Origin of the sequence: Micromonospora sp. WMMD1219 (genome assembly GCF_049315215.1) — a bacterium.
In the GTDB taxonomy this organism is placed as follows: Bacteria; Actinomycetota; Actinomycetes; order Mycobacteriales; family Micromonosporaceae; genus Micromonospora; species Micromonospora tulbaghiae.
In genome coordinates this window covers 5665988-5689862 of sequence record NZ_CP186057.1, presented here as the reverse complement: position 1 = coordinate 5689862, position 23875 = coordinate 5665988, and the positions used below count along the sequence as shown (strand labels likewise).

The window sequence follows — 23875 nt, the reverse complement described above, 5'->3', positions numbered from 1 at the left end:
GGAGCTGCCGTACGACCTGACGTCACGGCGCGGTCGGCGGCTTCGCCTTCTGCGGGTGGATCGTCTCGTGCCGGGCCAGCATGGCGACGAACTCCCCGATCTTGCGCTGCCGGGTCTCGGCGCGCTTGACCGCGTTGAGCCGGTGAATGAGCGAGAACCTGTTGGCGCTGGTCAGGACGTCGAACATGGCCTGGGCGGCGGGCTCGGCAGCGACGGCGGCGAGCAGGTCGGCGGGCACCTCGGCCTCCGACGGCGGCGCGTAGGCCGCCGCCCACCGGCCGTCCGCCTTCGCCGCCTCCACCGCGGCCCGGCCCGCGGGCGTCATCCGCCCCTCCGACTCCAGCCGGGCCACGTGCGCGACGTTGCGCTGCGACCAGGAGCTGCGCGCCCGGCGCGGGGTGTACCGGATCCAGGAGCTCTCGTGGTCGCGCTTGCGGCCCTGCCCGTCGATCCAGCCGAAGCACAGTGCCTCGTCGACCGCCTGCTGCCAGGTCAGCGTGGTGATCGTGCCGCCCTTGCGGCCCAGCGCCAGCCAGACACCCGGCGACGTGTCGTGGTTGGCGGACAGCCACGCGCGCAGCGCGTCCGCGTCGGGCACGATCAGCTCGTCCAGCTCGGCGGTTCCCATGACTCGCAGGCTATGCCGGGGGTACGACATCCGCGCCGGCCTGCCGCTCGTGCGACTGGCGGGCCGCCAGCAACTCGTCCAGGTGCTGCTCGCTCCACGAGCGGGCGGCCGCGACGAGCGTCAGCAGGCTGCGGCCCAGCGGCGTCAGCGCGTACTCCACGCGCGGCGGGTTCTCGTCGTAGGCCGTGCGTGTGACCAGCCCGTCGCGTTCCATCGCCCGCAACGTCTCGGCCAGCACCTTCGGCGTGATCGTGCGCAGTGGCACCCGCAGCTCGGTGAACCGGCGCGGCCCGTGCTCCAGGCACAGCACCACCATCGCGGTCCACTTGTCGCCGATCTGCAACGGCATCGTCCGCGACGGACAGGCGGGATCGAACATGTCCGGATCGAGCGGCGTCACCGCCCGAGCGTAACGCCGGTACCGTTGCGGTAACCGGCACCCGGCGCTCTAGCGTCGCGCCATGACCAGCATCGCCGTCTTCGGCGCGGGCGGCCGGGCCGGCCGCGCCGTCACCGCCGAGGCCCACCGCCGCGGCCACCGCGTCACAGCCGTCGTCCGCGACCCCGGCCGCCATCCCGACCTCACCGCGGCGGTACGCGGCGACGTCACCGACCCGGAGGCGGTCGCCTCGATCGGGTACGGGCACGACGCCGTCGTCCACGCGGTCAGCCCGGCCTCCGGGCCGGAGGCGCTCGCCGCGGCAGGCCCCGATCCGGAGTTCTTCGTCCGGGCGGCCGACGCGCTCCTGCACGGCCTGGCCCGCTCAGGTGTGCCGCGGCTCGTGGCGATCGGCCTGTTCGCCACGCTCACCGACGCGCACGGCCGGCCCCTCTGCGACGACCCGGCCGCCCTGCCCGCCGAGCTGCGGCCGTTCGCGCTCAGTCACGCCGCCGGCCTGGATCGGCTCCACGCGGCGGAGACCACAGTCGACTGGCTCGTGCTCACCCCGCCCGCCGCGCTGGACGTGGACGGCGCTCGCACCGGCCGGTACCGGCTCGGCGGCGAGCAGGCCCCGGAGTCGGCGCACCTGTCGTACGCCGATCTGGCGGTCGCGGTGGTCGACGAGATCGAGTCGCCGCGCCACCACCGCACCCGGGTCTCCGTGTTCGGCTAGCTAGCCGCCCGCGCCGTTGTGCCTCGCCACCAGGTCCGGCAGCTCGTCCAGCGAGTCGATGCGGAACAGGCACCGGCCGGCCACGTCCGGCATGTCGAGGATGTGGCCCCACGGGCCGCGCCGGATCAGGCACGCCGCCATGCCGGCGGCCATCGCCGGGGCGGCGTCGTTGTCCGGCCGGTCACCGACGTACAGGATCGCCGACGCGTCGCCGCCGCCCTCGCGGACGACCCGGGCGAAGAACTCCGGCGCCGGTTTCGCCACGCCCCAGGCCGCCGACGTGCCGATCACGTCCACCGGCAGGTCCAGTGCCCGCAGCGTCGCCTCGGCGTGCTCCGGCTGGTTGCCGGCCAGGCCGACGCGCAGTCCCTGCTCCCGCAGGGCGGCCAGGCACGCCCGCGCGTCCGGGTAGAGATCGTCGGCGCCGAACGACTCCGGGTCGCCGGCCGCGACCCGGCGCGCGAGTTCGGCGGTGAGATCGAAGCCGGGCCGGAACGCCCGGAACACCTCCTCGTAGTCCAGGCCACGGGCGATCACGGCGCCGAAGACGGCGGAGAACGTGTGTCGTGGAACGCCCAGCCAGTCCGCCCAGGTCGCGAACTCGCGCGTCTCGTCGAGGATCGTCCCGCCCACGTCGAAGAAGACCGCCCGGATCATCAGCGGATCGTACTGTCGTTGATCAGCCAGTGGGGGGCGCCCGGGTGGCGCAGACTGCCCGCATGAATCCCGCCTTCCTCCCCGAACCGCCGCAGAGCCCGGCGGCGAAAGCCGCGTACGAGGACGACCTCGCCGCCGACGGCTACGTCAACAACCTCACCCGCGTCTGGTGCTGGCGCCCGGACGTGCTGATGTCGTTCCAGAACACGCGCACCGAGTTGCTGCCCGAGTCCACGCTGTCCTCGCGGGAGGTCGCGGTGCTGGTCGCCGCCACGGCCGCCGCCCGGGGCGACTCGTACTGCGCGCTGGCCTGGGGCGCGCGGCTGGCCGGGATGAGCGACGAGACGACCGCCGCGGCGGTGCTGCGCGGCACTGAGGCGGACCTGTCCGAGCGGGAGACGGCGCTCGCCGACTGGTCCCGCCGGGTCGTTACGGACCCGAACGCCACCATCGAGGCCGACACGCAGCGCCTGCGCGACGCCGGCCTGAGCGACCGGGAGATCTTCGAGGCGACCACGCTCGTCGCGTTCCGGCTGGCCTTCTCCACAGTGAACGATGCGCTCGGCGCGCGACCGGACGCGCAACTGGCGGAGAAGGCGCCGCGGCTCGTCCGGGAGGCGGTCACCTTCGGCCGCCCGGTCTGAACGAGCGGATCCCGGCCCCGGGCCGCGCCTCGACCGGGCGGCCACGGGCAGCGGTCCGCCACGCGACCGGAGATCATCATCTGGTGACCGACACCGCCGCGTACACCTTGGCCGTTCCGCCGTTGTTCGCCGCCCTGGCCCCGGCGCGCGACGTCCTGATCGCCGGCGCCGGTGGCGGCTTCGACGTGTACGCCGGCCTGCCGCTGGCGCTGGCACACTTCTCCGTCGACCTGCCCCGGCTCGCCGCCCGCTGCCTCTACCTCGACCGGATCGAGAACACGATCGGGCGGCGTCAGGTCGTCACCCGCATCGAGGCGTTCCGCGACGAACTGCGGGCCACCCGGATCCCGCGGGCGTATCCGCACTGACGGCCACGGCATGTCGTACCGGTGTGAAAGGGTCCGGGCATGACGACGTTCGTGCTCATCCACGGTGGCGGGGGCAGCGCGTGGGACTGGCATCTGCTGGTCCCCGAGCTGGCCGCCCGGGGTCACGACACGGTGGTGCCGGAGCTGCCGATCGGGGACCGTTCGGCGGGGTTCGCCGAGTTCCGCCGGACGGTGGTCGACGCCGCCGGCGACCGCGACGACCTCGTGGTGGTCGGGCACTCGTACGGCGCGTTCACCGCACCGCTGGTCGCCGACCGGCTGCCGGTGCGGCTGCTGGTCCTGCTCACCCCGATGATCCCGCGGCCCGGTGAGAAGCCGGGGGAGTGGTGGGGCAACACCGGCTACCGCGAGCCGGAAGGGGTCAGCGAGGAGCAGCAGTTCTACAACGGCGTGCCGGCCGGGATCGTCGCCGAGGCGCCGTCGCACGGCCGGGAGCAGGTCAGCGCGGAGTGGGACGAGCCGTGGCCGCTGGCCACCTGGCCGGCCGTGCCGACGAGGGTGCTCATCGGCCGCGACGACCAGTTCTTCCCCGCCGACTTCCAACGCCGGGTGGCCGCCGACCGGCTCGGCGTGGTTCCGGACGAGATCGACGGCGGCCATTCGGTGGCGCTCAGTCGCCCCGGCCCGCTCGCCGACCGGCTGACCGCCTACCTGTCGGCCTGACCGTCCGGCCGCCGGGTTCAGGAGACCGCAGCGGCCGGGCGTGCGGGCTCCGGGTCGCGTGTGTGCCGGCGCGCCGGCAGCAGCAGCGGCGTGGCGAGCAGCAGCACCCCGGACACGGTGATCGCGGCGAGCGGGCCGACGACGGTGGCGAGGACGCCCCACACGGTCATCAACGCGGCCTGGGTGAGCCGGCCGGTGACGCTCCACGCGGTCAGGACCTGCGCGGTGTGCGCCTGCGGGGTCCGGCGCAGGCGCTCGGTCGCGTAGATCGGGTTGAACACGCCCATGCACGTGATGAGCACCGACTCGACGGCGATCACGGTCAGCAGTCCGGTGGTCCCCGGGTGGGTGAACGCGAGACCGAGCGGAACGATCGACCGCAGCCAGCCGGACACCGTCATCACCCGCTGCCGCCCGTACCGCCGCACCAGGCGCGGGCTCAGGCGTGCGCCGAGCACGCCGCCGAGCGCGGAGACGCCGAAGACCAGCCCGTACTGCCAGGCCGCCACCCGGTACTCACCCAGCAGGAGCACCGCCAGCAACGGCGCGGTCGCCATGATCAGGCCGCCGACCAGCACCGAGTTGAGGAACAGCCGCCACAGCACCGGGTCGCGGCGCACGAACCGCCAGCCCGCGCCCAGGTCGGCGGCCCGCGAGCCGCCCGCCGGGACGCGGGGCGCCGCCGTGTCGCCGGCCCGGATCCGCCGTACCGCGAGCGCCGACAGCAGGTGGCTCACGGCGTCGGCGGTGATGGTGACGACCGGGCCGAGCAACCCGACGAGCGCGCCCCCGAGCGGCGGCCCGGCCGCCGTCGCGGCCCAGCTCGTCGCCTCGAACCGCCCGTTCGCCGCCAGCAGCCCGTCACCGCGGACCAGGCTCTTCAGGTATGCCCCGGACGCGGCGGTGAACGTGATGCCGGCCGTCCCGCAGACCACCGCGACGACGAGCAACTGGCCGTAGGACAACACCCCGAGCGCGTACGCGGCCGGCACGCTCGCCAGCGCCGCGAACCGGACCAGATCCGTCGCGACCATCACCGGCAGCTTGGACCGGTACGCCACCCACGGGCCCAGCGGGACCGCCAGCACCGCCGCCACGGCGAGCCCGGCCGCCTCCAGGAGCGACACCGCGAACGCCGACGAATCCAGCACCCGCACCGCGATCAGCGGAAACGCGCCGAACGCCAGCCAGGTGCCGTACGTGCTCACCGCGTAGGCCGACCACAGCCACCCGAAATCCGATCCCCGTCTCCGCACGCCCCGCCCCCGTCGCCGATGCCCCGCGCATCAGACCGGCCACGCGGGTGCCGCAGCAAACAACCGCCGCCCGGCGCGCCACAACCATCGGCTGGACCCGCCTACTGTGGGCCGGTGGACAGCGAGGCGGTGCGGTCGTTCGTGCGGGCGGCCGAACTCGGGCAGTTCCGGCACGCCGCCGACGAGCTGGGCGTCACCCAGCAGGCCGTGTCGAAGCGGATCGCCGCGCTGGAGCGGGAGCTGGGAGTGCGCCTGTTCACCCGTACACCCCGGGGGGTCGAGCTGACAGGCGACGGCCGGGCGTTCCTCCCGCACGCCCGGGGCGTCGTCGCGGGCGCGGACCGCGCGGTCGCCGCGGTCCGGCCCGGCGCGCGGGCGCCGCGCATCGACGTGCTCGGCCTGCGCAGCGCGCAGGCCGTCCTGCTGCACGACTACTGGCGCTCGCACCCGGGCGTCGACCTGGACGTGGTGACGCTGCGGGTCGACGACCCACGGCAGGTCGCCGCCGCGGTCCGGGCCGGCGACGTGGACGCCGCGTTCCGCACCGTCACCGACCCGGCCGCGTTGCCGCCCGAGGTACGGATGGTCCGCGCCTTCGACTCGCCGCTGCAACTGCTCGCCGGGCCCCGGCATCCGCTCGCGTCCGCGCGCACGCTCACGCCCTCCCAGCTGCGCGGACACCGGCTCCGGGTGCCGGGCATCGTGCCGGGCAGCGAGTGGGCCGAGTTCTACGAGCAGCTCGCCGACGCCTTCGACCTGTGGGTGGACGCGACCGGGCCGAACTTCGGCACCGAGGTGCTCCTCGACACGCTCGCGGACTCGGCGGACGCGGCGACGCTCGTCGGCGCGCTGGACCGCTACCTCTGGCCCGGCGGCCACGACCTGCGCCGCATCCCGATCGCGGGTCCGGTGCTCGCGTACCCGATCAACCTCATGCTGCCCCGGACCGGCCCGCACCCGGGGCTGCGGCCGGTGATCCGCCACTTCGCGGGCCTCCCGGCGCTGACCGGGCCGGTCTGGCGGCCCTCGTGGGCCGGATGATCAGGGCTGCGACGTCCGCCGCGCCAGGTGGACCGTGACGTCGGCGGTGACCTCGACAATGCCGGGCAGGACGTCCCGGACGCGACGGAACACCTGCTCGCGTACGTGCGGCGGCAGTTCGAGATAGGCCGAGACGGTCGACAGGAGACCGACGTAGTCGTCGGCGCTGATCGTGATCCGCCGCTCGATCTCCGACTGGCGCACGTCGGCGAACCACTCGGACGCGCGCAGCTCGGTGCCGGGCCACTGCATGACGACCGCCGGCGGCGTGCCGTCCGGCGACGGGATCTCGTCGTCGGCGAGAAACTCGGCGCGGGCCGTGGCAACCGCGTCGCGCAGCGCCGGGTCGGCCAGCCGCAGCGGGCCGCCGAACGAGGCGAACACGCCACCGGGCGTGAGCAGCCCGGCGACCCGCTCCCACCGGCGGTCCGGGTCGGTCCAGTGCAGCGCCGCCGCCGCGTACACCAGGTCGTGCCGCTCGCCGGCGCGCAACTGCTCGAACGCGGCCTGCCGGACCCGGACGTCCGCGGGCACGTGCCGGCGCAGCTCGGCGAGCATCGCGGCGTCCGGGTCGGTGGCGGTGACCGCGATGCCGCGCCGGGCGAACAGCCGGGTGGCCTTGCCGGTCCCGGCGCCGATCTCCAGGGCGGTCCGGACGGGCCGGCCCGCGTACGCCAGCACCAGGTCGGCCAGTTCCTCGGGATAGCCGGGCCGGAACCGCTCGTACGCCTGCGCGGCCGCTCCGAAGCTCAACGCACGACCCGGCATGCCGGCCATCCTCCCACGATCAGCCCGTCGTCCCTACGCGTCCGGGTCCCACGCCGCGATCCGGTCGAGTACGCGCCGGTCGCCCTCGATGGTGAGCGCGTCCAGCGGTATCCGGCCGTAGAAGGCCAGGACCAGATCACCGGCGCTGGAACTGGCGACGGTGTCGGCCGGGCCCGCATCGGCTCCGGCGGGCAGGCGGGTGACCCGTACGCCGGCGGGGGAGAGCCGCACGCGCCACCATCCGCCCTCGGTGACGTGGTAGTCGAGGACGGCAGGCTCGTACGGCCACGGCACAGTGGTCGCGCAGCAGGTGGACAGGAAGTCCTCCACGCCGTCGAGGGCCACCTCGACCGGCACCGGCTGCGGTGCGCCCACGGTGAGCTGCGCGTCATAGGTGTGTACCGCGACCTCCTGGAGCTGATGCCGGGCGACGGCGCCGCAGTTCTGCGGCGACTGCGACGTGTCCCACCACGTCCAGCAGCCCCGATCGGGTCCGGCGTCGCGCAGCGCGACCAGCAACCGCTCGGTGGACTCGGCCAGCCAGTCCCGCAGCGCTGTGCGCTCCCGGGGCGCGCCCGGCCCGTCCGGCGCTGCCCGTCCGGACGCTTCCGGTCCGGCCGCGACTGTGGCCGCCCACGAGCGGCGTCCCTCGCCGATGTGCCGGGCCAGGTCGAACAGCGTCCACTCGGGGCAGGTCGGCACCGGCGCGTCGAGGTCCGGCGCGGCGGCGACCGCGTCCCGGAACGCGGCCGCCCGGTCGTCGATCAGCCGCAGTCGATCGGTAAACGTCAGGGGTTCGGTCACCCCGGCTGTCTACCACCGTGCCCGGAAGCCCGACAGCGAGTTTCGGCGCGCACGTGCGCGGCGACGGCGTCGGCCACCTGCTCGGCCGGGGCGGAGGCGTCGATCAGACGGGCGTCGGTCACCGACGCGAACGTGGCCAGTGCGCGGTCGACGTGGTCGTGCCGCCAGGCGCGCGCGCCGACCTCGACCTGGTCGGCGTCGATGCGGGCCCGCAACCGGTCCTCGGGGACCGTGAGCACGACCTCCCGGACGTCGACGCCTGCGGTGCGGATGCCGCCGAGGATCTCCGCGCGGTACGCCGGGTCGAGCAGGCTCATCGGCACGATCCAGACGCCCGCGTGGTGCCGGTCCAGCCCGGTGACCGTCTGCACGACGAGGTGACGCCACAGCGGCAGATCCTGGAAGTCTCCGGTGGGGGAGGCGACGAACGCGGTGAGCATCGAGCCGAGGAACTCCGGGTCGAACAGCCGCGCGTCCGGCAGCGCGTTCGTGAGCAGCCGCGCGGTGGTCGTCTTGCCGACACCGAACGCACCGTTGATCCAGACGATCACGCGATCATGATGCCATCGCCCGGCGGGTCCGACGTCCCCGTCAGGCGGCGAAGTCGACGCCGGCCAGCGGCACGCCCCGGTACGCGGCGAGGCGCTCGGCCTCCGCCACCACCGCGTCGCGTGCGCTGCCGGTGAGCTTGCGCCACTGCTGAACGGCGACGGTGAAGGTCCGGCCGGACTTGCGGGGCCGCCACGTGCCGGCCAGCTCCCCGTCGGCCAGCACCGCGCCGGGGCGGCCCAGTACCGGCCACAGCTCCTTGACGCGGGTCGCGTCCGGCACCAGCGTCGCCCGGTCCTTCGCCTGGAGGAACAGGTCGAACGGGCCGAGCAGGCGCGTCGTCGTGGTCTCGGCCGACGCCAGCGCGGCCTCGTCGGCGGCGAGCAGCCAGCGCGTCTCACCGTCGACGCTCACCTCGACCGTGTCGCGCGGCCAGCGGGCCTTGACCTCCTTGACCGGGGCGTCGAGGTAGTCGGCCACGTGCTTCGGGGTGGCCGGGCCGAGCAGCCGCAGGTAGGCGCGGACGAGGTCGAACCGGTCGCCGGGAGCGGCGGCCGGACGGAACCGGGGGATGCGTTCCAGGACCGGCGGCGACGTGTCGAGCCGCAGCTCCAGGCCGGCGCGCACGGCGGCCAGCCGGAACGGCATCTCGTAGAGGTGGGTCGCGTTGCACGGCCGGCAGAACCGCAGGTAGGGCTCCGGCATCACCTCGGCGAGCCGCCCGGAGACCTCACCCTTGACCGTCGGCGTGCGGACGATCTCCCGCATCCGCGCGGCCACCTCGTCGAGCGCGGCGACGATGCCGATGCCGGCCGCCTTCAACGGCTTCGCCGCGTCGTAGATGCGCTTGCCCGCGTCGGCGTCGGAGAACGGCTCGACCGCGGCGGCCACCGCGCCCACGTCGGCACGGCGGTAGAGGTGCGGGGCGCCGCGTACGGTCCAGAGCAGGACCAGGTCGTCGCCGGTCAGCGGAGCCACGTCGACACCGCGCGCGGCGAGCGCCCACCGGCCGCCGTCGGGGCCGGTGTCCTGCACGCCGATGTCGAGCACGGCGGTGCCGGCCAGCGAGCCCTCGGCCCGGTCGAGCTGCTGGGCGCGCACGCGGAAGGCCATGACCTGACGTCTGTCGACCATCGCCACAGCGTAGGCGCCGGCACCGACACGTCCGGCGCACCGACACGTCCGGCGCAGCGCGCGGGCCGGCGTGGCGCCGGGTGCCGTCAGCGGGCGGCGCGCGGCGCGGAGTCCGTCCGCCGGTCCGGGCCGGAGCGCTTGAGCAGGAACACCCCGCCGCCGATGAGAATGAGGCTGAACACGATTCCGAACAGGTTGCCCTCGGCGAGCGTGCCGAAGATGCCGAGCAGGCCGAAGATGACGGCCACACCCCCGACCAGACGCATGACGTAACGACCGACTGACTTGCCCCGTGAGTCCACCATGGATGCTCGTCTACCCCTGCCGCCAGGGCGGCAAACGGGCGGCCCGTCAGCGGGCGGCGAGCAGCCGTTCGCGGACCTCGCGGCGCAGGATCTTCCCGATCTGGGAGTACGGCAGCTCGTCGACGATCACGACGCGGCGCGGCACCTTGTACCCGGCCAGGTGGGTGCGGCACGAGGTCCGGATCGCCTCCGGCGTGCCGGCCACCGCCGGGTCGACCACCACCGCGGCGACGACCTCCTCACCGTCGTCGGTGGGCATCCCCACGGCGGCGGCCTCGCGTACGCCGGGGACGCGGCGCAGCGCCTCCTCCACCTCGGACGGGTAGACGTTGAAGCCGCCGGTGATGATCAGCTCCTTGATCCGGTCCACCACCGTCACGAAGCCGTCGGCGTCCATGGTGACGATGTCGCCGGTACGCATCCAGCCGCCCGGCAGCAGCACCTTGGCGGTCTCCTCGGGCCGGTGCCAGTAGCCGGAGAACACCTGCGGGCCGCGCACCAGCAGCTCGCCGGCCTCGCCGGGCGCGCGGTCGCGGCTCGGGTCCTCCGGGTCGACGATGCGCACGTCGGTGGAGGGGAACGGCACGCCCACGGTGCCGGGGCGGCGGGTCGGCGCGACCGGGTTGCCCACTGTGATCGGGGACGTCTCGGTCATCCCGTACCCCTCGACCAGCAGGCCGCCGGTCACCTGCTCCCACAGCTCCACAGTGGCCGGTGGCAGCGACATCGCGCCGGACAGCGCGTACCGGATGGAGGTGAGGTCGACGCCGCGTTCCCGGGCGACGGTGGCCAGCTTCGCGTAGACCGGCGGCACCGCCGGCAGGAACGTCGGCGGGCGGCGGCGGACCGCGTCGAGCACCTGGTCGGCGTCGAAGCGGGGGAACAGCACCAGCGTGGCCCCGATGCTCACGGCGAAGGTGAGGCAGAGCGTCAGCCCGTAGGCGTGGAACAGCGGCAGCACCGCGTACACCGTCTCCGCGCCGTCGCGCAGGCCCGGCACCCAGGCCCGGCCCTGCGCGGCGTTGGCGCGCAGGTTGCGATGGGTCAGCACCGCGCCCTTGGGCTCGCCGGTGGTGCCACCGGTGTACTGGAGCAGCGCCACGTCCCCGGCCTCCGGCGCGGGATGGCCGGCGGGCAGCGGCCCGGCGGCGGCGACCAGGTCCGACCAGGCCAGGGCGCCGGGCGCGGGGGCGGTCATCGCGGCCCGGGCGGCGCGGACCTTCGGCAGCGGCACCCGCAGCGCCCACCGCTTGAGCCGCGGCAGCGCCGCGGTCAGGTCGACCGCCACCACGGTACGCACGGCGCCGCGTCCCGCCACCAGCGGCGCGACCTTGTCCCACGCGATCGCGACCGTCGCACCGTGGTCGGTGAGCTGCCGGTCCAGCTCGTCGGCGGTGTAGAGCGGGTTGTGCTCGACGACCACCGCGCCGAGGCGCAGCACGGCGTAGAACGCGACCACGTGCTGCGGGCAGTTCGGCAGCACCAGAGCCACCCGGTCACCCGGGCCGACGCCGAGCCGCCGCAGCGCCTCGGCGGCGCGGGCCACCTGGTCGGCCAGCTCGGTGAACGTGGTGGTGGCGCCGTAGAAGTCGAGCGCGACCCGGGGACCGAACCGCCCGGCCGCCTCGGTGAGCAGGTCGACGAGTGAGCCGTCCGGCTCGGCGATCTCGGCCGGTACGCCGGGTGCATAGCTGCGGGTCCAGGGTCGCTGGGCGGTCGCGTCCATCGCCGTTACTCCTCGTCGCGCGGATGACGCCCCCAGCCTAACTTGACCGCCCGGTAACCTACGCTTACGTAGGTTGCCGGGTGGGTCACACTCTCCGCAGGTCAGCGTCGGCGGGTCGAATGCTGTTGCACCACCCGTCGACCCTTCACGATCGCGAAGATGATCACCGCGGCGAGCGCGATCACGCCGATGATGACGAGCCAGCGGACCGCCTCCAGCAGCAGCCCGAGCAGGATGAGCACACCGGCGACCACGCCGACCACCCAGAGCAACGCGCGCATGTCCCAGCCTCCCGTCGTACGGTGGGCCGTGCGCTTTCCCGCTGCTCGTGCGGGCATGCGCCGCCGGGTGGATCAGTGCCGGGCCACGTACACGGTGTTCGCCGCCTCCCGGCCCTGCAACGGGTTCGGGAACCGGACGACGTGCGCCACCGAGGTCGGGAACACCTCGGTCAGCGTGCGCTGGAACGCCGTGTCGGGCGGGTCGTTCGACCACAGCGCGAAGACGCCCTCCGGGTGCAGCAGCGCGGCCAGCCGGCGCAGCCCGTCGACCGTGTAGAACGGGGCGTGGCTTGGGTGCAGCACCTGGCGGGGGGAGTGGTCCACGTCCAGCAGCACCGCGTGGAAGCGGCGCCCGGGCTCGTCGGGGTCGAGGCCGCCGCCGGCGACCGCGGCGAAGAAGTCCGCCCGGACGAACCGGGTACGCGGATCGGTGGCCAGACCGGCGGCGAACGGCAGCAGGTCCCGGCGGTGCCAGTCGATCACGTCCTCGATCGCCTCGACCACCACCAGCGACCGCACCCGCGGATCCTCCAGCGCGGTACGCGCGGTGTAGCCGAGGCCGAGCCCGCCGACCACCACGTCCAGCGCGTCCCCGGTCAGCGGGGCCAGCCCGAGCCGCGCCAGTTCGATCTCCGCGACCGGGAAGGCGCTGGACATGAGGTACTCGTCGTCGAGCTTCACCTCGTACACCTCGGCGTCCAGCGCCGGGTCACGGCGCCGCCGCAGGCTGATCTCGCCGATCGGCGTCTCACGCCAGGCCAGTTCCTCGAAACGCGCGCCCACCCGGTGTCCTCTCCGCCGATCCGTCCCCGGATGCTACCGGCCGGTCCCGGCCCGGCCCGGCGGAACGGCGGCGGACGGCGGTCAGTCGGCGGGGCGGGTGGCCACCACGACGGTGTCCAGCGCGTCGACGGTGCCGCCGTCGGTGGCCGGCACCGGCCGGCGGGCCGTCTCGGCCCGCTGCACACGCAGCCCGGCCAGCCCGTCGACCACCGACTCCGGCGTGAGCAGCACGTCCGGGTCCTGCGGGCCGCCGATGCCGCCGGAGAGGTTGGCCAGATCGTGGCCCACCACCACGAGCGTGCCGCCGGGGCGCAACGCGGACTTCGCCGCGGCGAGCACCCCGGCGAACTCCGGCGCGGTCAGGTGCAGGTAGCTGATCAGCACCAGGTCGTAGCTGTTCGGCACCGGCCGGTACGCGGTCACGTCCGCCACCCGCCAGTCGACCGTCACGCCCCGCGCGGCCGCCAACTCCCGCCCCCGGTCCACGGCCACCGCGGAGAAGTCCACCGCGTTCACCCGCCAGCCCTGACCGGCCAGCCAGACCGCGTTGCGGCCCTCGCCCGCGGCGATGTCCAACGCTGACCCGGGAGTCAGCCCCGCGACCGACTCGACCACGAAACGGTTGGGCTCAGCGCTCCACACCAGTCCGGGCGTGTCGGCGTACCGGCTGTCCCAGGCGCTGCTGTCCACTGTGTTCCCTCCTTCGGCGGCCCCACACCGCCAAGGTGACCGTACCGGCCACGGCAAGCGCTCCCACGGCGAGTCCCCAGACCGGCGGCAACTGCTGCGCGAGCACGAACACGCCCATCACCACGACGAACCAGCCGAACCCCCGGCGCAGCAGGTCGGCCGGGATTCGCCCGGCGAGCCGGCCACCGAGCAGGCTGCCGACGACGGCGGCGGCGGTGACCCCGGCGGCCAGCCCCCAGTGGATTTGCACGCTGGACAGGTAGCCGGCCAGACCGGCGAACGACTTCATCGCGATGACCACCAGCGAGGTGCCGACCGCGACCGGCATCGGCAACCCGCCCAGCAGGGCCAGAGCGGGTACGACCAGGAAGCCGCCGCCCGCGCCGACCAGACCGGTGACCAGGCCGACCACCACACCGTCGACGATCACCCGCAGCACCGGCAGCTCGCACGGCGCCGGCCGGCCCTCGGCGGACCGGCGGCCCCGGAGCATCGCGACCGCGGTGGCGAGCATCATCAGAGCGAACCCGGTGAGCAGGACGCCCGCCGGGACGAACTCGGCCAGCCGCCCGCCCGCGTACGCGCCGGTCATGCCGGCCACGCCGAAGACGAGCCCGGTGCGCCAGCGGACCCGGTTCGCCCGGGCGTGCGGCAGCACGGCGACGGCGCTGGTCACGCCGACGACGAGCAGCGAGGTGGCGATCGCCTCCTTGGCGGGCAGGTCGGCCACGTAGACCAGCAGCGGCACGGCGAGGATCGACCCGCCGCCGCCGAGCAGGCCCAGCGTCACACCGATCAGCACCGCGCCGGCCAGCGTCAGCGCCAGCGTCGTCACCTGCGGCTCCCGTCGCGCAACTGCCCCACGATCGTGTCCAGGTCGCAGCTCGCGCCGCGGTTGTACGGCAGCTTGCTCAGCAGCATGCCCATGGCGCAGGTGTTGGTGAGCGCGGCGAACGTGAGGCCCGCGCCGATGAACGCGGCGACCCACTTCAGGCCGGGGACGAACACCGAACCGACGACGGCGGCGAGCACGATCGACCCGGCGACGAGGCGTACCTGGCGCTCCAGGTCCCAGCGGGCCCGGCCCTGGTTGACCGGGGCGTTCGTGGCCTGCCAGGCCAGCATGCCGCCGTCGAGCACCTTCACGTTGGGCAGCCCGACGGTGCCGAGCGCCTGACCGGCCTGGCTCGCCCGGACGCCGGAGCGGCAGATCAGCACCACGTCCTCGTCCAGGTGGCCGCGCAGCTCCGCGCGGTGCTCCCGGAGCAGGTCCAGCGGCACGTTGTACGCGCCGGGGATGTGCGCCGCCTCGAACTCACCGGGCGTGCGCACGTCGAGCATCCGGGGCGTACGGCCGGCGGCGATCAGCTCGCGCAGGGTCGCCGCGTCGATGGTGGTGGGGGTGGTCGTGGTCATGCTTCGGTCTCCTTCAGCGGGTGTTTTCGGGCAGGGTCCGGCGCCGGCCGGCGTGGGGACACGCCGGCCGGCGCTCGGGGAGAGGTCAGGCGGTGGGCGCCATGCGTACGCCGGCCGCCTCGGCCCGGCCGTACGAGTCGTCGATCAGCACCACGTCACGGCCGGCGTTGGCGAGCAGGGACGCGGCGGCGGTGGCCCGGTAGCCGGAGCCGCAGTGCACCCAGATCGTCCCGGAGGGGATGTCGGCGAGCCGCTTCGGCACGTCCGGCAGCGGCACGTGCACCGCGCCGTCGATGTGCCCGGCCTTCCACTCGTTCGTCATCCGCACGTCGAGGACGACCTGCGGCTCGGGCAGCCCGGCCGGGGTGTTCCCGGCCTGCGCGGCGGCGAGCGCGTCGAAGTCGGCCACGGGCAGCTCACGCAGCTGCGACGGGTCGGCGGTCCACTGCTCGGGCTCGCCGGTGGCCTGGGCGGCCGGGCGGTCGATGCCGATGCGGACCAGTTCCCGCTGGGCGTCGGCGACCTGCTCCGGGGTCTGCGCCAGGAACGTGATCGGCACACCCCAGTCGATCAGCCAGCCGAGCCACGTCGACATCGGCCCGTCCAGGCCGAGGCTGACGGTGCCGGCCAGGTGCGAGGCCGCGTACGCCTTGCGGTGGCGCAGGTCGACCACCCACTCGCCGGCGGCGATACGACGGCGCAGCTCGTCGGCGTCGGCGCGGGCCACCGGCGTGAGGTCGACCGGGGCGGGACCGGCCGCGTTCGCCACGCCCATGTGGGCGTAGTACGCCGGGTAGGCGTCCAGCCCGGCCAGCGTCTCGGTGACGAACTGGTCGGCGGCCAGCCGAAGCACCGGGTTGGCCTCCTTCTCCCGGCCGATCGTCGACTCGGGGGCGTCGGCCTGGCTGGCCGAGCAGAAGCTGCCGAAGCCGTGCGTGGGCCACACCTGCGCGCCGTCGGGCAGCAGGTCGGCCAGCTTGCGCGCCGAGGCGTGCTGGTGGTGCGCCAGCTCGTGCGCGTACTGCTGGCCGAGCAGATCGGTGCGGCCGGTGGTGCCGAACAGCAGCGAGCCACCGGTGAACACACCGGCCGGCGTCCAGCCGCCGTCGGTGGCCTCGTCGATGGCGTACGACAGGTGGTGGAAGGTGTGGCCCGGGGTGCCGATCACCCGCAGCCGCATCGTGTCCGACACCGGCACGGTGTCGCCGTCGGACACCGGGGTCCGGTCGAACTCGACCGTGTCGGCGGCGGCCACCAGGTACTGCGCGCCGGTGATCCGGGCCAGTTCCAGGCCGCCGGAGACGTAGTCGTTGTGGATGTGCGTCTCGACCACGTGGGTGATGCGTACGCCCTCGGCGCCGGCCAGGTAGAGGATGCGGTCGATGTCGCGCTGCGGGTCGACCACGATCGCCACCCGGCCGTCGGAGGCGAGGTAGCTGCGGTCGCCGAGCGAGGAGGTCGCGATGACGGACACGTCGAGGGTCATGCCGGTTCCTCTCATTGCCTATATACCCCGGGGGGTATGTGCGGGACAGTCTGCGGCCTGGGATCTCCAGGCAGGTGTTTACCCACCCGCGTCGCGGTCACGCGACCCGGGCGGGATTCAGCCGGTCAGGCGGGCGCCGTCAGGCCAGTGACAGGAAGAGCTTCTCCAGCTCCTCCTCGCTCATCTCCGGCTCCTCGCCGGCCTGGCGGGCGGCGTCGCAGTAGCGCATGCCGGAGGCAATGATCTTGAACCCGGCCCGGTCGATGGCCTTGGAGACCGCGGCGAGCTGGGTCAGCGCGGCGCGGCAGTCCTCGCCGTTCTCCATCATCTCGATGACGGCGTTGAGCTGCCCCCGGGCCCGCTTGAGCCGGGTCAGCGCGTCGCCGGTCATCTCAGGTCGAAGCTTCACGTCCCACCTCCTGCTCTCGAAGATACCCCAGGGGGTACCCGTGCCGCCACCCGTCAGGCGGTCTTGGCCCGGACCTCGTCCATGTCGAGGTCACGCACGGCCCGGATCAGCTCCTCCAGCCCGGCCGTCGGCAGGGCGCCCGGCTGGGCGAACACCAGCACGCCGTCCCGGAACGCCATCAGTGTCGGGATCGACCGGATCTGGGCTGCGGCCGCCAGGGCCGGCTCGGCCTCGGTGTCGACCTTGCCGAAGACGATGTCCGGGTGCTGCTCGCTGGACTTCTCGTAGACCGGCGCGAACGCCCGGCAGGGGCCGCACCAGCCGGCCCAGAAGTCGACCAGGACGATGCCGTCCCGGTTGACGGTCTCTGCGAAGTCGGTGGTGGTCAACGCCACGCTGGCCATCAGTACCTCCGTCGTTTCGGGTTCCGGCATGTGTAACACACCCCCGGGGGTATCCATTCCGCGTGGGTGCCCTGGTCGGCGCGCCTCGATGCAACTCCACCCTTGATGGGTCCGGCCGCCTGATCAACTCCAGTTCGGGGAGGTGGCCGGATCCGGGCCGGTGTGATGCGGCCACTTCGGGGAGGAGGTGTGGCGGGTGAGTGCTTCGGCGGTGGCGAACGCCGCTGTCCCATTGGGGTGCGGTTGCCTGTGAGGGGCTATGCAGGGCTCGGGCCTTGGCTGATGGCTGGGCTGCCTGTGCCGTACCTAGATCGGCTGCACTTCGGGGAGGTGGCCGGGTCCGGGTGGGTGTGATGCAGCCACCTCGGCGTGCTTGCGCTGGGACCCGGGCGCGGGAGTTCACCCCGGGGCGTGATCGACTCCAGTTCGGGGAGGTGGTGGGGTCCGGGGCGGTGGGATGCGGCCACCTCGGCGTACTGGCGGAGCGGGGTGACGACGAAGGGTCGATGAGGGACACGCAGGGTCGCCGGGGCATCGACGGAGCGCTTATTCTGTGCGCCGACCGTCCCGGCGGGAAGGGATCAGATGGCGTCGCGGCAGGACCAGCTGCACTCGTACCAGTTCACCGTCCAGCGGGCGGTCGCCGCGCTCGTCATGCGGGAGACGGACCCGCCGCAGTCGCCGTTCCGCCGGCTGGCCGGAGCGGGTCTGGCGAGCGTCCTGGTCGCGGCGATCGCGCTCGGCGGCGTCGCGCTCTACGGTCTGTTCACCGGCGGCGGTGACTCGTGGCGCGAGACCGGCGCGGTGATCGTGGAGAAGGAGTCGGGTGCGCGGTTCGTCTACCGCGACGACAGGCTGCACCCGGTGCTCAACTACGCCTCCGCCCTGCTGATCATCGGGGCGGAACGGCCGAAGACGGTGCTGGTCGGCCGCCGCGCCATCGACGGGGTGCCGCGCGGCCTGCCGCTCGGCATCGCCGACGCGCCGGACTCGCTGCCCGCGTCGAACCGGCTCGTCCGCGACGCCTGGACGCTCTGTTCCGTGGAGGGCGACGAGGCCGGGCGCGCGGAGACCGGTCGGCCGGCGGCGGGGCGCGGCGAGGCCCGCTCGGTGCTGCTGATCGGGCGGGAGGCCACCGGCGGCCGGGCGCTCGGCGATCAGGGCCTGCTCGCCCGGCATCCGGACGGCGGCCTGCACCTGCTCTGGCACGACCGGCGCTACCTGCTGCGCGATACCGACCGGGTGCTCGCCGCGCTCGCCGCCACCCGGGAACGGGCGGTGCCGGTGGCGGCGGCGCTGCTGAACACGCTCCCGGCCGGCGCCGACCTGGCCCCGCCGCCGGTGGCCGACCTCGGCGAGCCGTCCGAGCGGGTCACCGGCGCGAGCGTGGGCGACGTCTACCTGGTGCGCAACTCCGGTGGCGGACGGCAGTACGCGGTGGCCCAGCGCGGCGGGCTGGCGGCGATCACCGAGTTGCAGGCCGCGTTGCTGCTGGCCCGCACCGGCCAGCGGGATCCGGAACCGATCACGCTCGGCCGGTTCGCCGCGCTGCCGAAGCTGCCCGGTCTGGTGCCCGGCGGGCCGACCGCGCCGCCCGCCGTACCGCCCCGGCTGGCTGCCGCGGAGGGAGCGCTCTGCGCGCGGGCCGGCGACGACACCGGCGTCCGCGAGCTCCGCCTCGGCGTCACCGCGCCGGACCAGTCCGCCGCCGCACGCACACCGGGCGGCCGGGCCGGGCTCGCCGACGAGGTGGTGGTCGAGCCGGGGCGCGGCGCGCTGGTGGAGGCGGTGCCCGCGCCGGGCGCGACCGGCGGCGCGATCTGCGTGGTCACCGACCTGGGCCGGCGGTACGCGCTGACCGGCGCCGACGTGCCGGGCATGCTCGGGTACGCGGGCGTGCGCCCGGCGCGGTTGCCGGCGGGCCTGGTGGACCTGCTGCCGGCCGGCAGCCCGCTCGACCCGGAGGCCGCCCGCACTGTCGCCGCACCCGCCTGAGCGCCGGGTGGCCGGCTCGAACGCACCGGGCTCGAACGCACCGGGCTCGAACGCACCGGGCTCGAACGCACCGGGCGTGGGCCGCACCGGGCGCGGGCCGCACCGGGCGCGGGCCGCACCGGGCCGAGAAGGACGGCGGTCAGCCGGCGGGGCGGCGCAGCACCGTCACCGCGAAGTCGGCGTCGTCGCGCCACGGCCGCAGGTCCCAGGTGGCGAAGCGGTGCTCGGGGCGCAGCCCGGCGGCGATCGCGTCGGCGTCCAGGTCGGCCACCGGGTAGCCGCGGTCGGTGCCGAAGCCGACCACCACCAGCCCGTCCGGGCGTACGTGCGCGGCGACGCGGCCCAGCACGTCGCGTTCGGTGCCGGGCGCGACGAAGACCATCACGTTGCCGGCCAGCACCGCGGCGTCGAACGGCTCGGCCTCGCCCTGGGCGGCCAGGTCCAGCTCGGCCAGGTCGGCGACCAGGAAGCGGGGGCCGGGATGGTCGGCGCGGGCCGCCTCGATCAGCGTCGCGTCGGCGTCCACGCCCACGACGTCGTGCCCGCGTGCGGCGAGCGCGGCGGCGACCCGGCCGGTGCCGCAGCCGGCGTCCAGGACGCGCGCGCCGGGCGGTACGAGCGCGTCGAGCAGCCGCGCCTCACCGGCCAGGTCGGCGCCCTCGGCGGCGAGCTGACGGAAGCGGTCCACGTACCACTGCGAGTGGCCGGGCTTCGTGTCGGTCACCCAGCGGGTCGGCTTGCCCATGAGGCCACCGTAGCTGATCTTGCGTCAGCGGGTCAGGCGAGCGCCAGGAACGTGCCGGCGGCGAGCGGCCCGCCCAGCGCGACACCGGCGAGCACCTGCGGCCAGGTGTGGTCGCCCAGGCGTACCCGGGACCAGCCGACCGCCGCGACGAGCGCCCAGCCGACGTTCGCGGCCGGGCCGGCCAGCGGGACCAGCACGGCGACGGTGGCGGCGGCCACCGCGGCGTGGATGCTCAGCTTCCACCAGTGGTTCACCAGCGCGCAGGCCGCGCCGACCACGAAGACCACCACGATCACGGCGAACAGTTCGGCGGGTGCGCGTACCGCAGCCAGCAGCAGCAACCCGGCCGCCACCGAGGCCAGCCCGATCGACAGCGGCCGGGCCCGCTGGGTGCGGTCGCCGACGTGCCGGTCGGTGAGCCGTCCCCGGCGTACGCCGTGCACGAGCACGCCGATCGGGATGACGGCGCAGAACGTCAGCGCGATGCCGCCCCAGAGCAGGAACTGGCCGATCGAGTGGCTGACCCGGGCGGCGGCGATCAGCGGCAGCGCCGTGACCAGGACGGTCGGGGCGAGCACCTCGGTGAGCAGCCGGGCCGCCCGCGCGCCGGCCCGGCGCTCCCGTGATGCTCGCACCCGATCATCCTGGCACGGATGCTCAGCCCTTCTCGGCTCCGCTGGTGAGTCCCTCGGTGAGCAGCCGTTCCCCGGCGAAGAACAGCACCACGATCGGCAGCGTGAGGATGACCGATCCGGCCATCAGCACGGTCTTGGGCACCTCGACGCCGTCGGCCAGCAGCGACAGCCCCAGCGACACGGTCCACCGGTCCGGCCGGTCGACCAGGAACAGCAACGCGAACAGGTACTCGTTCCAGGCGATCATGAAGTCGTACAGCGCGACGGCCATCACCGACGGCGCGGCCAGCGGCAGGCTGACCCGGCGGATGATGCCGAGCCGGCCCGCGCCGTCGATCGCCGCCGACTCCTCCAGACTGACCGGAATCGTCTCGAAGTAGTTCTTCAGCATGTAGACCGACACCGGCAGCGTCTGCGAGATGTAGACGAGCACCAGGCCGGTCAGCGACCCGCGCAGCCCGGCCCGGGTGAAGACCACGAACAGCGGGATCGCGATGACGATCGACGGGAACAGGTAGACCGCCAGGAACAGCGCGCTGACCTGCCGGCGGCCGAAGAACCGCAGGCGGGACACCGCGTACGCGCCGGGAATGGCGATCACCAGGGTGAGCGCGGTGGCGGCCAGCGCCACCAGGCCGCTGTTGCGGATGAACGTGAGGAAGCCCTGGCCGCCGTCCGAGACGGACTTGAGGACCTCGGCGTACGTGGCGACGGTCAGCTCGCCGAACGGCACCCAGAGCGAGCCGGGGTCGAGCAGCAGGCGTTCGATCGGGCGTACCGACAGCACCAGCATGTACCAGAACGGCAGCAGCGTGACCACCAGGAACCCGGCGATCACCAGCCGGCGCAGCCAGCGCAGGCTGACCGTCTCGATCCGGTCCCGGTCCATCACGCCTCCCGTCGCGCGCCGAAGAAGCGCAGGTAGATCGCCACGAACACGAGCAGCACCACGGCCAGGACGACCGCCTGGGCGGCGGCCGCGCCGATGTCGGTACGGGCGGTGAGGAACTGGTAGACCCGCACGCTCACCACCTCGGTGCCGGCCGCGCCGCCGGTGAGCAGGTAGACGTCGTCGAACTTGTTGAACGTCATGATGAACCGCAGCACGCCGATCAGCGCGATCACCGGCATGAGCTGCGGCAGCAGGATGTGCCGGAACCGCTGCGTGGGTGTCGCCCCGTCGACCCGGGCGGCCTCCTCCAGCTCACCGGGCACCGCCTGGAGCCGGGCCAGCAGGAACAGGAACGCGAACGGGAAGTAGCGCCACGCCTCGAACGCGATCACCGTCCACAGCGCGGTGGACTCCTGGGACAGGAACGGCACCGGGGAATCCCAGCCGAGGAAGCGCCGCCCCCAGTCGTTGACGATGCCGAGCTGCGGATCCAGCATCACCTGCCAGACGAACGTCATGGCGACCACCGGCGCCACGTACGGCAGCAGCATCGACGCGCGGACCAGCGTGCGGCCCCGGAACGGCCCGCGTACCGCGAGCGCCGCCGCGAGGCCCACCACGATCGAGCCGGCGGTGCCGCCGACGCTGTAGAGCACAGTGGTCCAGAGCGTGCCGGCGAACCCGGGCGTGTGCAGCACCCGGTCGATGTTGTCCAGGGTCAGCTCGCCGAACAGGCCGGTCTTGCGCAGTGTCGCCAGGCGTACCCGCTGGAAGGCCAGCACCACCGTCCAGACGATGGGTATGCCGATCACCGCGACCACGACGAGCAGGGTCGGGGTGACCAGCGCGAGCCCGGCGCGGGACTCGCGGCGGCGCAGGGTCAGCGGGCGTCGGCCGGGTCGGCGGGGTCGCTCCGGTGCGGGGGAGCGGCCGGCCTCCGGCGCGGTGGTGGTCAATTGACGCCCTTGGCTATCGCCTCGACGTCCTTGCGGGCGCGTTCGGCGGCGGCGCGGGCGTCGGACCTGCCGCCGACGACGTCGGCGAGCGCCTTGGGTACGGGCAGCTCACCGAGGATGGCGCCGACGAGCTTGCCCTGGTTCTCGGTCAGGCCCCAGCGCTGGAACGTGTCGGGGCTGCGCCGCAGGGTGGCGAGCACGTCCTCGCCGTAGACCTCGGACAGCGGCTTCTTGGTGTCCACCCCGGCCGGGCTGGTGTTCCAGGCGGTCCGGAACTTCTGCTTGTCCTCCGGCGTGCCGGTGCGCACCGGGAAACGCCCCTCGGGGGACATGCCGAACCAGCGCGGGTAGCCGTCGGAGAGCATGTACTCCACGAACGACTTCGCCGGGTCGGCCGCGCCGTCGAGCACGGCCCAGGAGCTGACCTCGCCGTACTGGGCCGGTTCGGTGCCGTTCGGGCCCTTGATCGCGGTGACGAACCCGCTGTTCCTGGCGAGCCAGGCCGGGTCGGACTGGCACTGCGGGCAGGTCGGCCGGGCGTCGGCGCGCAGCCCGGCCAGCTCGTCCAGGATGAACGGTGACCAGATCAGCATGGCCGCCTTCCCGGCGAAGTAGGTGGCCCGGGTGGTGTCGACGTCCTGGGCGCCCTTGACCGAGTTGTTGCGCATCAGGTCGCCGTAGAAGCGGAACGCCTCGACGCACTCGGGGGAGTCGAGCGTGACCTTGCCGGAGTCGTCGGTGAGCCGGCAGTTGTTCGCCAGCGCCAGGTGCTCGAACGTCTGCTGGGTGAACACGTCGCCGGGGGAGGTGGCCGCGGTGATGCCGGCGACGCCGCCGGTGTTCAGCTTGGCCGCCGCGGCGGCGATCTTCTCGTACGTGTCGGGCGCCGGCAGGCCGGCGGCGGCGAACAGGTCCTTGCGGTAGACGAGCAGCTGGCCCCACCCGTCGCTCGGTACGGCGAGCTGCTTGCCGCCGTCGCCGGTGAGTTCCAGCGCGCGGGGCGTGAACGTGTCCCGGCCGAGCCGGTCGACGACGGCGGCGTTGGCGTCGGCGTCGACCAGTTCGTTGCTGGACAGCGTGCGCACCCCGGCCAGGGAGACCGAGCCGACCACGTCGGGCAGGTCGCCGGCGGCGGCGCTGGAGGCGATCAGGGACGGGAACTGGTCCTCGTTGACGGTGACCAGGTTGACCTTGACGCCGGTCTTGGCGGTGTAGTCGGCGATGATCGCCTTGGTGGCGGCGACGCGGTCCGCCACGTCTTCCAGGCTCCAGACGGTGATCTGGGAACTGTCGGATTTCTGCCCGTCGTCGCTGCATGCGGCCATGCCGGTCCCGGCCAGTGCCAGGATCAGGCTGATTGCGAGCCGCCGCGTGGAGGGTGATGACATCGGTGGCACTCCTCTCGAAAGAGCACGGCCTGCCGCTAATACCCATCGATTCATCAATCTAATCACATATGCCCATTTTTTAGGTTAGAATTGGGGTCGGCACTTTCCTCGGAGCG

At 73.9% G+C, this 23875-nt stretch carries 29 protein-coding genes; 6 read left to right on the top strand and 23 right to left on the bottom strand.

Annotated features, from left to right (window positions below; all coding sequences use genetic code 11):
• Positions 1-22: 22 nt before the first annotated feature.
• Both ACN27C_RS26570 and ACN27C_RS26565 read right to left on the bottom strand, forming a co-directional pair.
• Complete coding sequence (locus ACN27C_RS26570) at positions 23-628, bottom strand: YdeI/OmpD-associated family protein (protein ID WP_120570234.1); 606 nt, start codon at positions 626-628, stop codon at positions 23-25.
• A 10-nt stretch (positions 629-638) separates the two neighbouring features.
• Positions 639-1028: a winged helix-turn-helix transcriptional regulator gene (locus ACN27C_RS26565; RefSeq protein ID WP_244933364.1), complete on the bottom strand. Its 390-nt coding sequence runs from the start codon at positions 1026-1028 to the stop codon at positions 639-641.
• A 61-nt stretch (positions 1029-1089) separates the two neighbouring features.
• On the opposite strand from ACN27C_RS26565, the gene ACN27C_RS26560 reads away from it, so the two are divergent.
• Positions 1090-1743, top strand: a complete 654-nt coding sequence (locus ACN27C_RS26560) for an NAD(P)-dependent oxidoreductase (RefSeq protein ID WP_422748862.1) — start codon at positions 1090-1092, stop codon at positions 1741-1743.
• On the opposite strand, the gene ACN27C_RS26555 is transcribed toward ACN27C_RS26560, so the two are convergent.
• Complete coding sequence (locus ACN27C_RS26555; protein ID WP_421500593.1) at positions 1744-2400, bottom strand: HAD family hydrolase; 657 nt, start codon at positions 2398-2400, stop codon at positions 1744-1746. It abuts the gene before it with no gap.
• 62 nt (positions 2401-2462) lie between these two features.
• Between ACN27C_RS26555 and ACN27C_RS26550 the strand changes: the two genes are divergently transcribed.
• The 3 genes from ACN27C_RS26550 to ACN27C_RS26540 all read left to right on the top strand — a co-directional run bounded on the left by ACN27C_RS26550 (position 2463) and on the right by ACN27C_RS26540 (position 4096).
• Positions 2463-3044, top strand: coding sequence for a carboxymuconolactone decarboxylase family protein (locus tag ACN27C_RS26550; protein WP_422748860.1), 582 nt, complete (start codon positions 2463-2465; stop codon positions 3042-3044).
• Positions 3045-3127: 83 nt separating this feature from the next.
• A complete protein-coding gene (locus ACN27C_RS26545) occupies positions 3128-3412 on the top strand; it encodes a hypothetical protein (protein WP_205776169.1) in 285 nt (94 codons plus the stop codon).
• Between the two features lie 39 nt (positions 3413-3451).
• Positions 3452-4096 carry an alpha/beta fold hydrolase gene (locus ACN27C_RS26540; protein WP_121683966.1) on the top strand — a complete coding sequence of 215 codons (645 nt, stop codon included), beginning with the start codon at positions 3452-3454 and terminating at the stop codon, positions 4094-4096.
• A 17-nt stretch (positions 4097-4113) separates the two neighbouring features.
• Here ACN27C_RS26540 and ACN27C_RS26535 read toward each other — a convergent pair whose 3' ends face one another.
• On the bottom strand, positions 4114-5352 hold the full coding sequence (locus ACN27C_RS26535; protein WP_422748857.1) for an MFS transporter: 1239 nt from the start codon (positions 5350-5352) through the stop codon (positions 4114-4116).
• A gap of 114 nt (positions 5353-5466) precedes the next feature.
• On the opposite strand from ACN27C_RS26535, the gene ACN27C_RS26530 reads away from it, so the two are divergent.
• The gene (locus ACN27C_RS26530; RefSeq protein WP_422748855.1) at positions 5467-6393 is read left to right on the top strand and encodes a LysR family transcriptional regulator; all 927 of its coding nucleotides are present in this window, start codon (positions 5467-5469) and stop codon (positions 6391-6393) included.
• Here ACN27C_RS26530 and ACN27C_RS26525 read toward each other — a convergent pair whose 3' ends face one another.
• From ACN27C_RS26525 to trxA, 14 genes are all read right to left on the bottom strand, one after another.
• Positions 6394-7161 carry a class I SAM-dependent methyltransferase gene (locus ACN27C_RS26525; RefSeq protein ID WP_422748853.1) on the bottom strand — a complete coding sequence of 256 codons (768 nt, stop codon included), beginning with the start codon at positions 7159-7161 and terminating at the stop codon, positions 6394-6396.
• A 33-nt stretch (positions 7162-7194) separates the two neighbouring features.
• The gene (locus ACN27C_RS26520; protein ID WP_422748851.1) at positions 7195-7965 is read right to left on the bottom strand and encodes a maleylpyruvate isomerase N-terminal domain-containing protein; all 771 of its coding nucleotides are present in this window, start codon (positions 7963-7965) and stop codon (positions 7195-7197) included.
• Positions 7962-8516 carry an AAA family ATPase gene (locus ACN27C_RS26515; RefSeq protein ID WP_422748849.1) on the bottom strand — a complete coding sequence of 185 codons (555 nt, stop codon included), beginning with the start codon at positions 8514-8516 and terminating at the stop codon, positions 7962-7964. The genes ACN27C_RS26520 and ACN27C_RS26515 overlap by 4 nt, the downstream gene beginning before the upstream one ends.
• A 40-nt stretch (positions 8517-8556) precedes the next feature.
• Complete coding sequence (locus ACN27C_RS26510; protein ID WP_422748847.1) at positions 8557-9648, bottom strand: winged helix DNA-binding domain-containing protein; 1092 nt, start codon at positions 9646-9648, stop codon at positions 8557-8559.
• An 86-nt stretch (positions 9649-9734) separates the two neighbouring features.
• The gene (locus ACN27C_RS26505; RefSeq protein ID WP_013477083.1) at positions 9735-9953 is read right to left on the bottom strand and encodes a hypothetical protein; all 219 of its coding nucleotides are present in this window, start codon (positions 9951-9953) and stop codon (positions 9735-9737) included.
• Positions 9954-9999: 46 nt separating this feature from the next.
• Entirely contained in the window at positions 10000-11679 is a 1680-nt protein-coding gene (locus ACN27C_RS26500; protein WP_121683961.1) for a long-chain-fatty-acid--CoA ligase, read from the bottom strand.
• Positions 11680-11780: 101 nt separating this feature from the next.
• Positions 11781-11960 carry a hypothetical protein gene (locus ACN27C_RS26495; RefSeq protein WP_252448914.1) on the bottom strand — a complete coding sequence of 60 codons (180 nt, stop codon included), beginning with the start codon at positions 11958-11960 and terminating at the stop codon, positions 11781-11783.
• A 72-nt stretch (positions 11961-12032) separates the two neighbouring features.
• A complete protein-coding gene (locus ACN27C_RS26490; RefSeq protein ID WP_091427232.1) occupies positions 12033-12743 on the bottom strand; it encodes a spermidine synthase in 711 nt (236 codons plus the stop codon).
• Between the two features lie 81 nt (positions 12744-12824).
• Positions 12825-13433, bottom strand: coding sequence for a class I SAM-dependent methyltransferase (locus ACN27C_RS26485; protein WP_358193223.1), 609 nt, complete (start codon positions 13431-13433; stop codon positions 12825-12827).
• Entirely contained in the window at positions 13372-14268 is an 897-nt protein-coding gene (locus tag ACN27C_RS26480; protein ID WP_252448916.1) for a sulfite exporter TauE/SafE family protein, read from the bottom strand. Before ACN27C_RS26480 ends, ACN27C_RS26485 begins: the two co-directional genes overlap by 62 nt.
• Positions 14265-14849 (bottom strand): rhodanese-like domain-containing protein, encoded by a 585-nt coding sequence (locus ACN27C_RS26475; protein WP_358173243.1) that lies wholly within the window; start codon positions 14847-14849, stop codon positions 14265-14267. Before ACN27C_RS26475 ends, ACN27C_RS26480 begins: the two co-directional genes overlap by 4 nt.
• Before the next feature lie 85 nt (positions 14850-14934).
• On the bottom strand, positions 14935-16335 hold the full coding sequence (locus ACN27C_RS26470; protein WP_422748843.1) for a rhodanese-like domain-containing protein: 1401 nt from the start codon (positions 16333-16335) through the stop codon (positions 14935-14937).
• A gap of 139 nt (positions 16336-16474) precedes the next feature.
• The gene (locus ACN27C_RS26465) at positions 16475-16744 is read right to left on the bottom strand and encodes a metal-sensitive transcriptional regulator (RefSeq protein ID WP_422748841.1); all 270 of its coding nucleotides are present in this window, start codon (positions 16742-16744) and stop codon (positions 16475-16477) included.
• Positions 16745-16797: 53 nt separating this feature from the next.
• Positions 16798-17148 (bottom strand): thioredoxin, encoded by a 351-nt coding sequence (gene trxA / locus ACN27C_RS26460; protein WP_120570220.1) that lies wholly within the window; start codon positions 17146-17148, stop codon positions 16798-16800.
• 585 nt (positions 17149-17733) lie between these two features.
• Here trxA and eccB point away from each other — a divergent pair.
• Positions 17734-19143, top strand: a complete 1410-nt coding sequence (gene eccB, locus ACN27C_RS26455) for a type VII secretion protein EccB (protein ID WP_358173239.1) — start codon at positions 17734-17736, stop codon at positions 19141-19143.
• 139 nt (positions 19144-19282) lie between these two features.
• Here the strand turns inward: eccB and ACN27C_RS26450 are convergent, their stop codons facing one another.
• From ACN27C_RS26450 to ACN27C_RS26430, 5 genes are read right to left on the bottom strand one after another with little or no spacing between them, the layout of a single operon-like run.
• Positions 19283-19888 (bottom strand): class I SAM-dependent methyltransferase, encoded by a 606-nt coding sequence (locus ACN27C_RS26450; protein WP_422748838.1) that lies wholly within the window; start codon positions 19886-19888, stop codon positions 19283-19285.
• Positions 19889-19920: 32 nt separating this feature from the next.
• Positions 19921-20523 carry a phosphatase PAP2 family protein gene (locus ACN27C_RS26445; protein WP_422748835.1) on the bottom strand — a complete coding sequence of 201 codons (603 nt, stop codon included), beginning with the start codon at positions 20521-20523 and terminating at the stop codon, positions 19921-19923.
• Between the two features lie 22 nt (positions 20524-20545).
• Positions 20546-21412 carry a carbohydrate ABC transporter permease gene (locus ACN27C_RS26440; RefSeq protein ID WP_422748833.1) on the bottom strand — a complete coding sequence of 289 codons (867 nt, stop codon included), beginning with the start codon at positions 21410-21412 and terminating at the stop codon, positions 20546-20548.
• Positions 21412-22371 (bottom strand): carbohydrate ABC transporter permease, encoded by a 960-nt coding sequence (locus ACN27C_RS26435; protein ID WP_422748831.1) that lies wholly within the window; start codon positions 22369-22371, stop codon positions 21412-21414. The genes ACN27C_RS26440 and ACN27C_RS26435 overlap by 1 nt, the downstream gene beginning before the upstream one ends.
• Positions 22368-23759: an ABC transporter substrate-binding protein gene (locus ACN27C_RS26430; protein WP_350815652.1), complete on the bottom strand. Its 1392-nt coding sequence runs from the start codon at positions 23757-23759 to the stop codon at positions 22368-22370. Before ACN27C_RS26430 ends, ACN27C_RS26435 begins: the two co-directional genes overlap by 4 nt.
• Between the last annotated feature and the right edge of the window lie 116 nt (positions 23760-23875).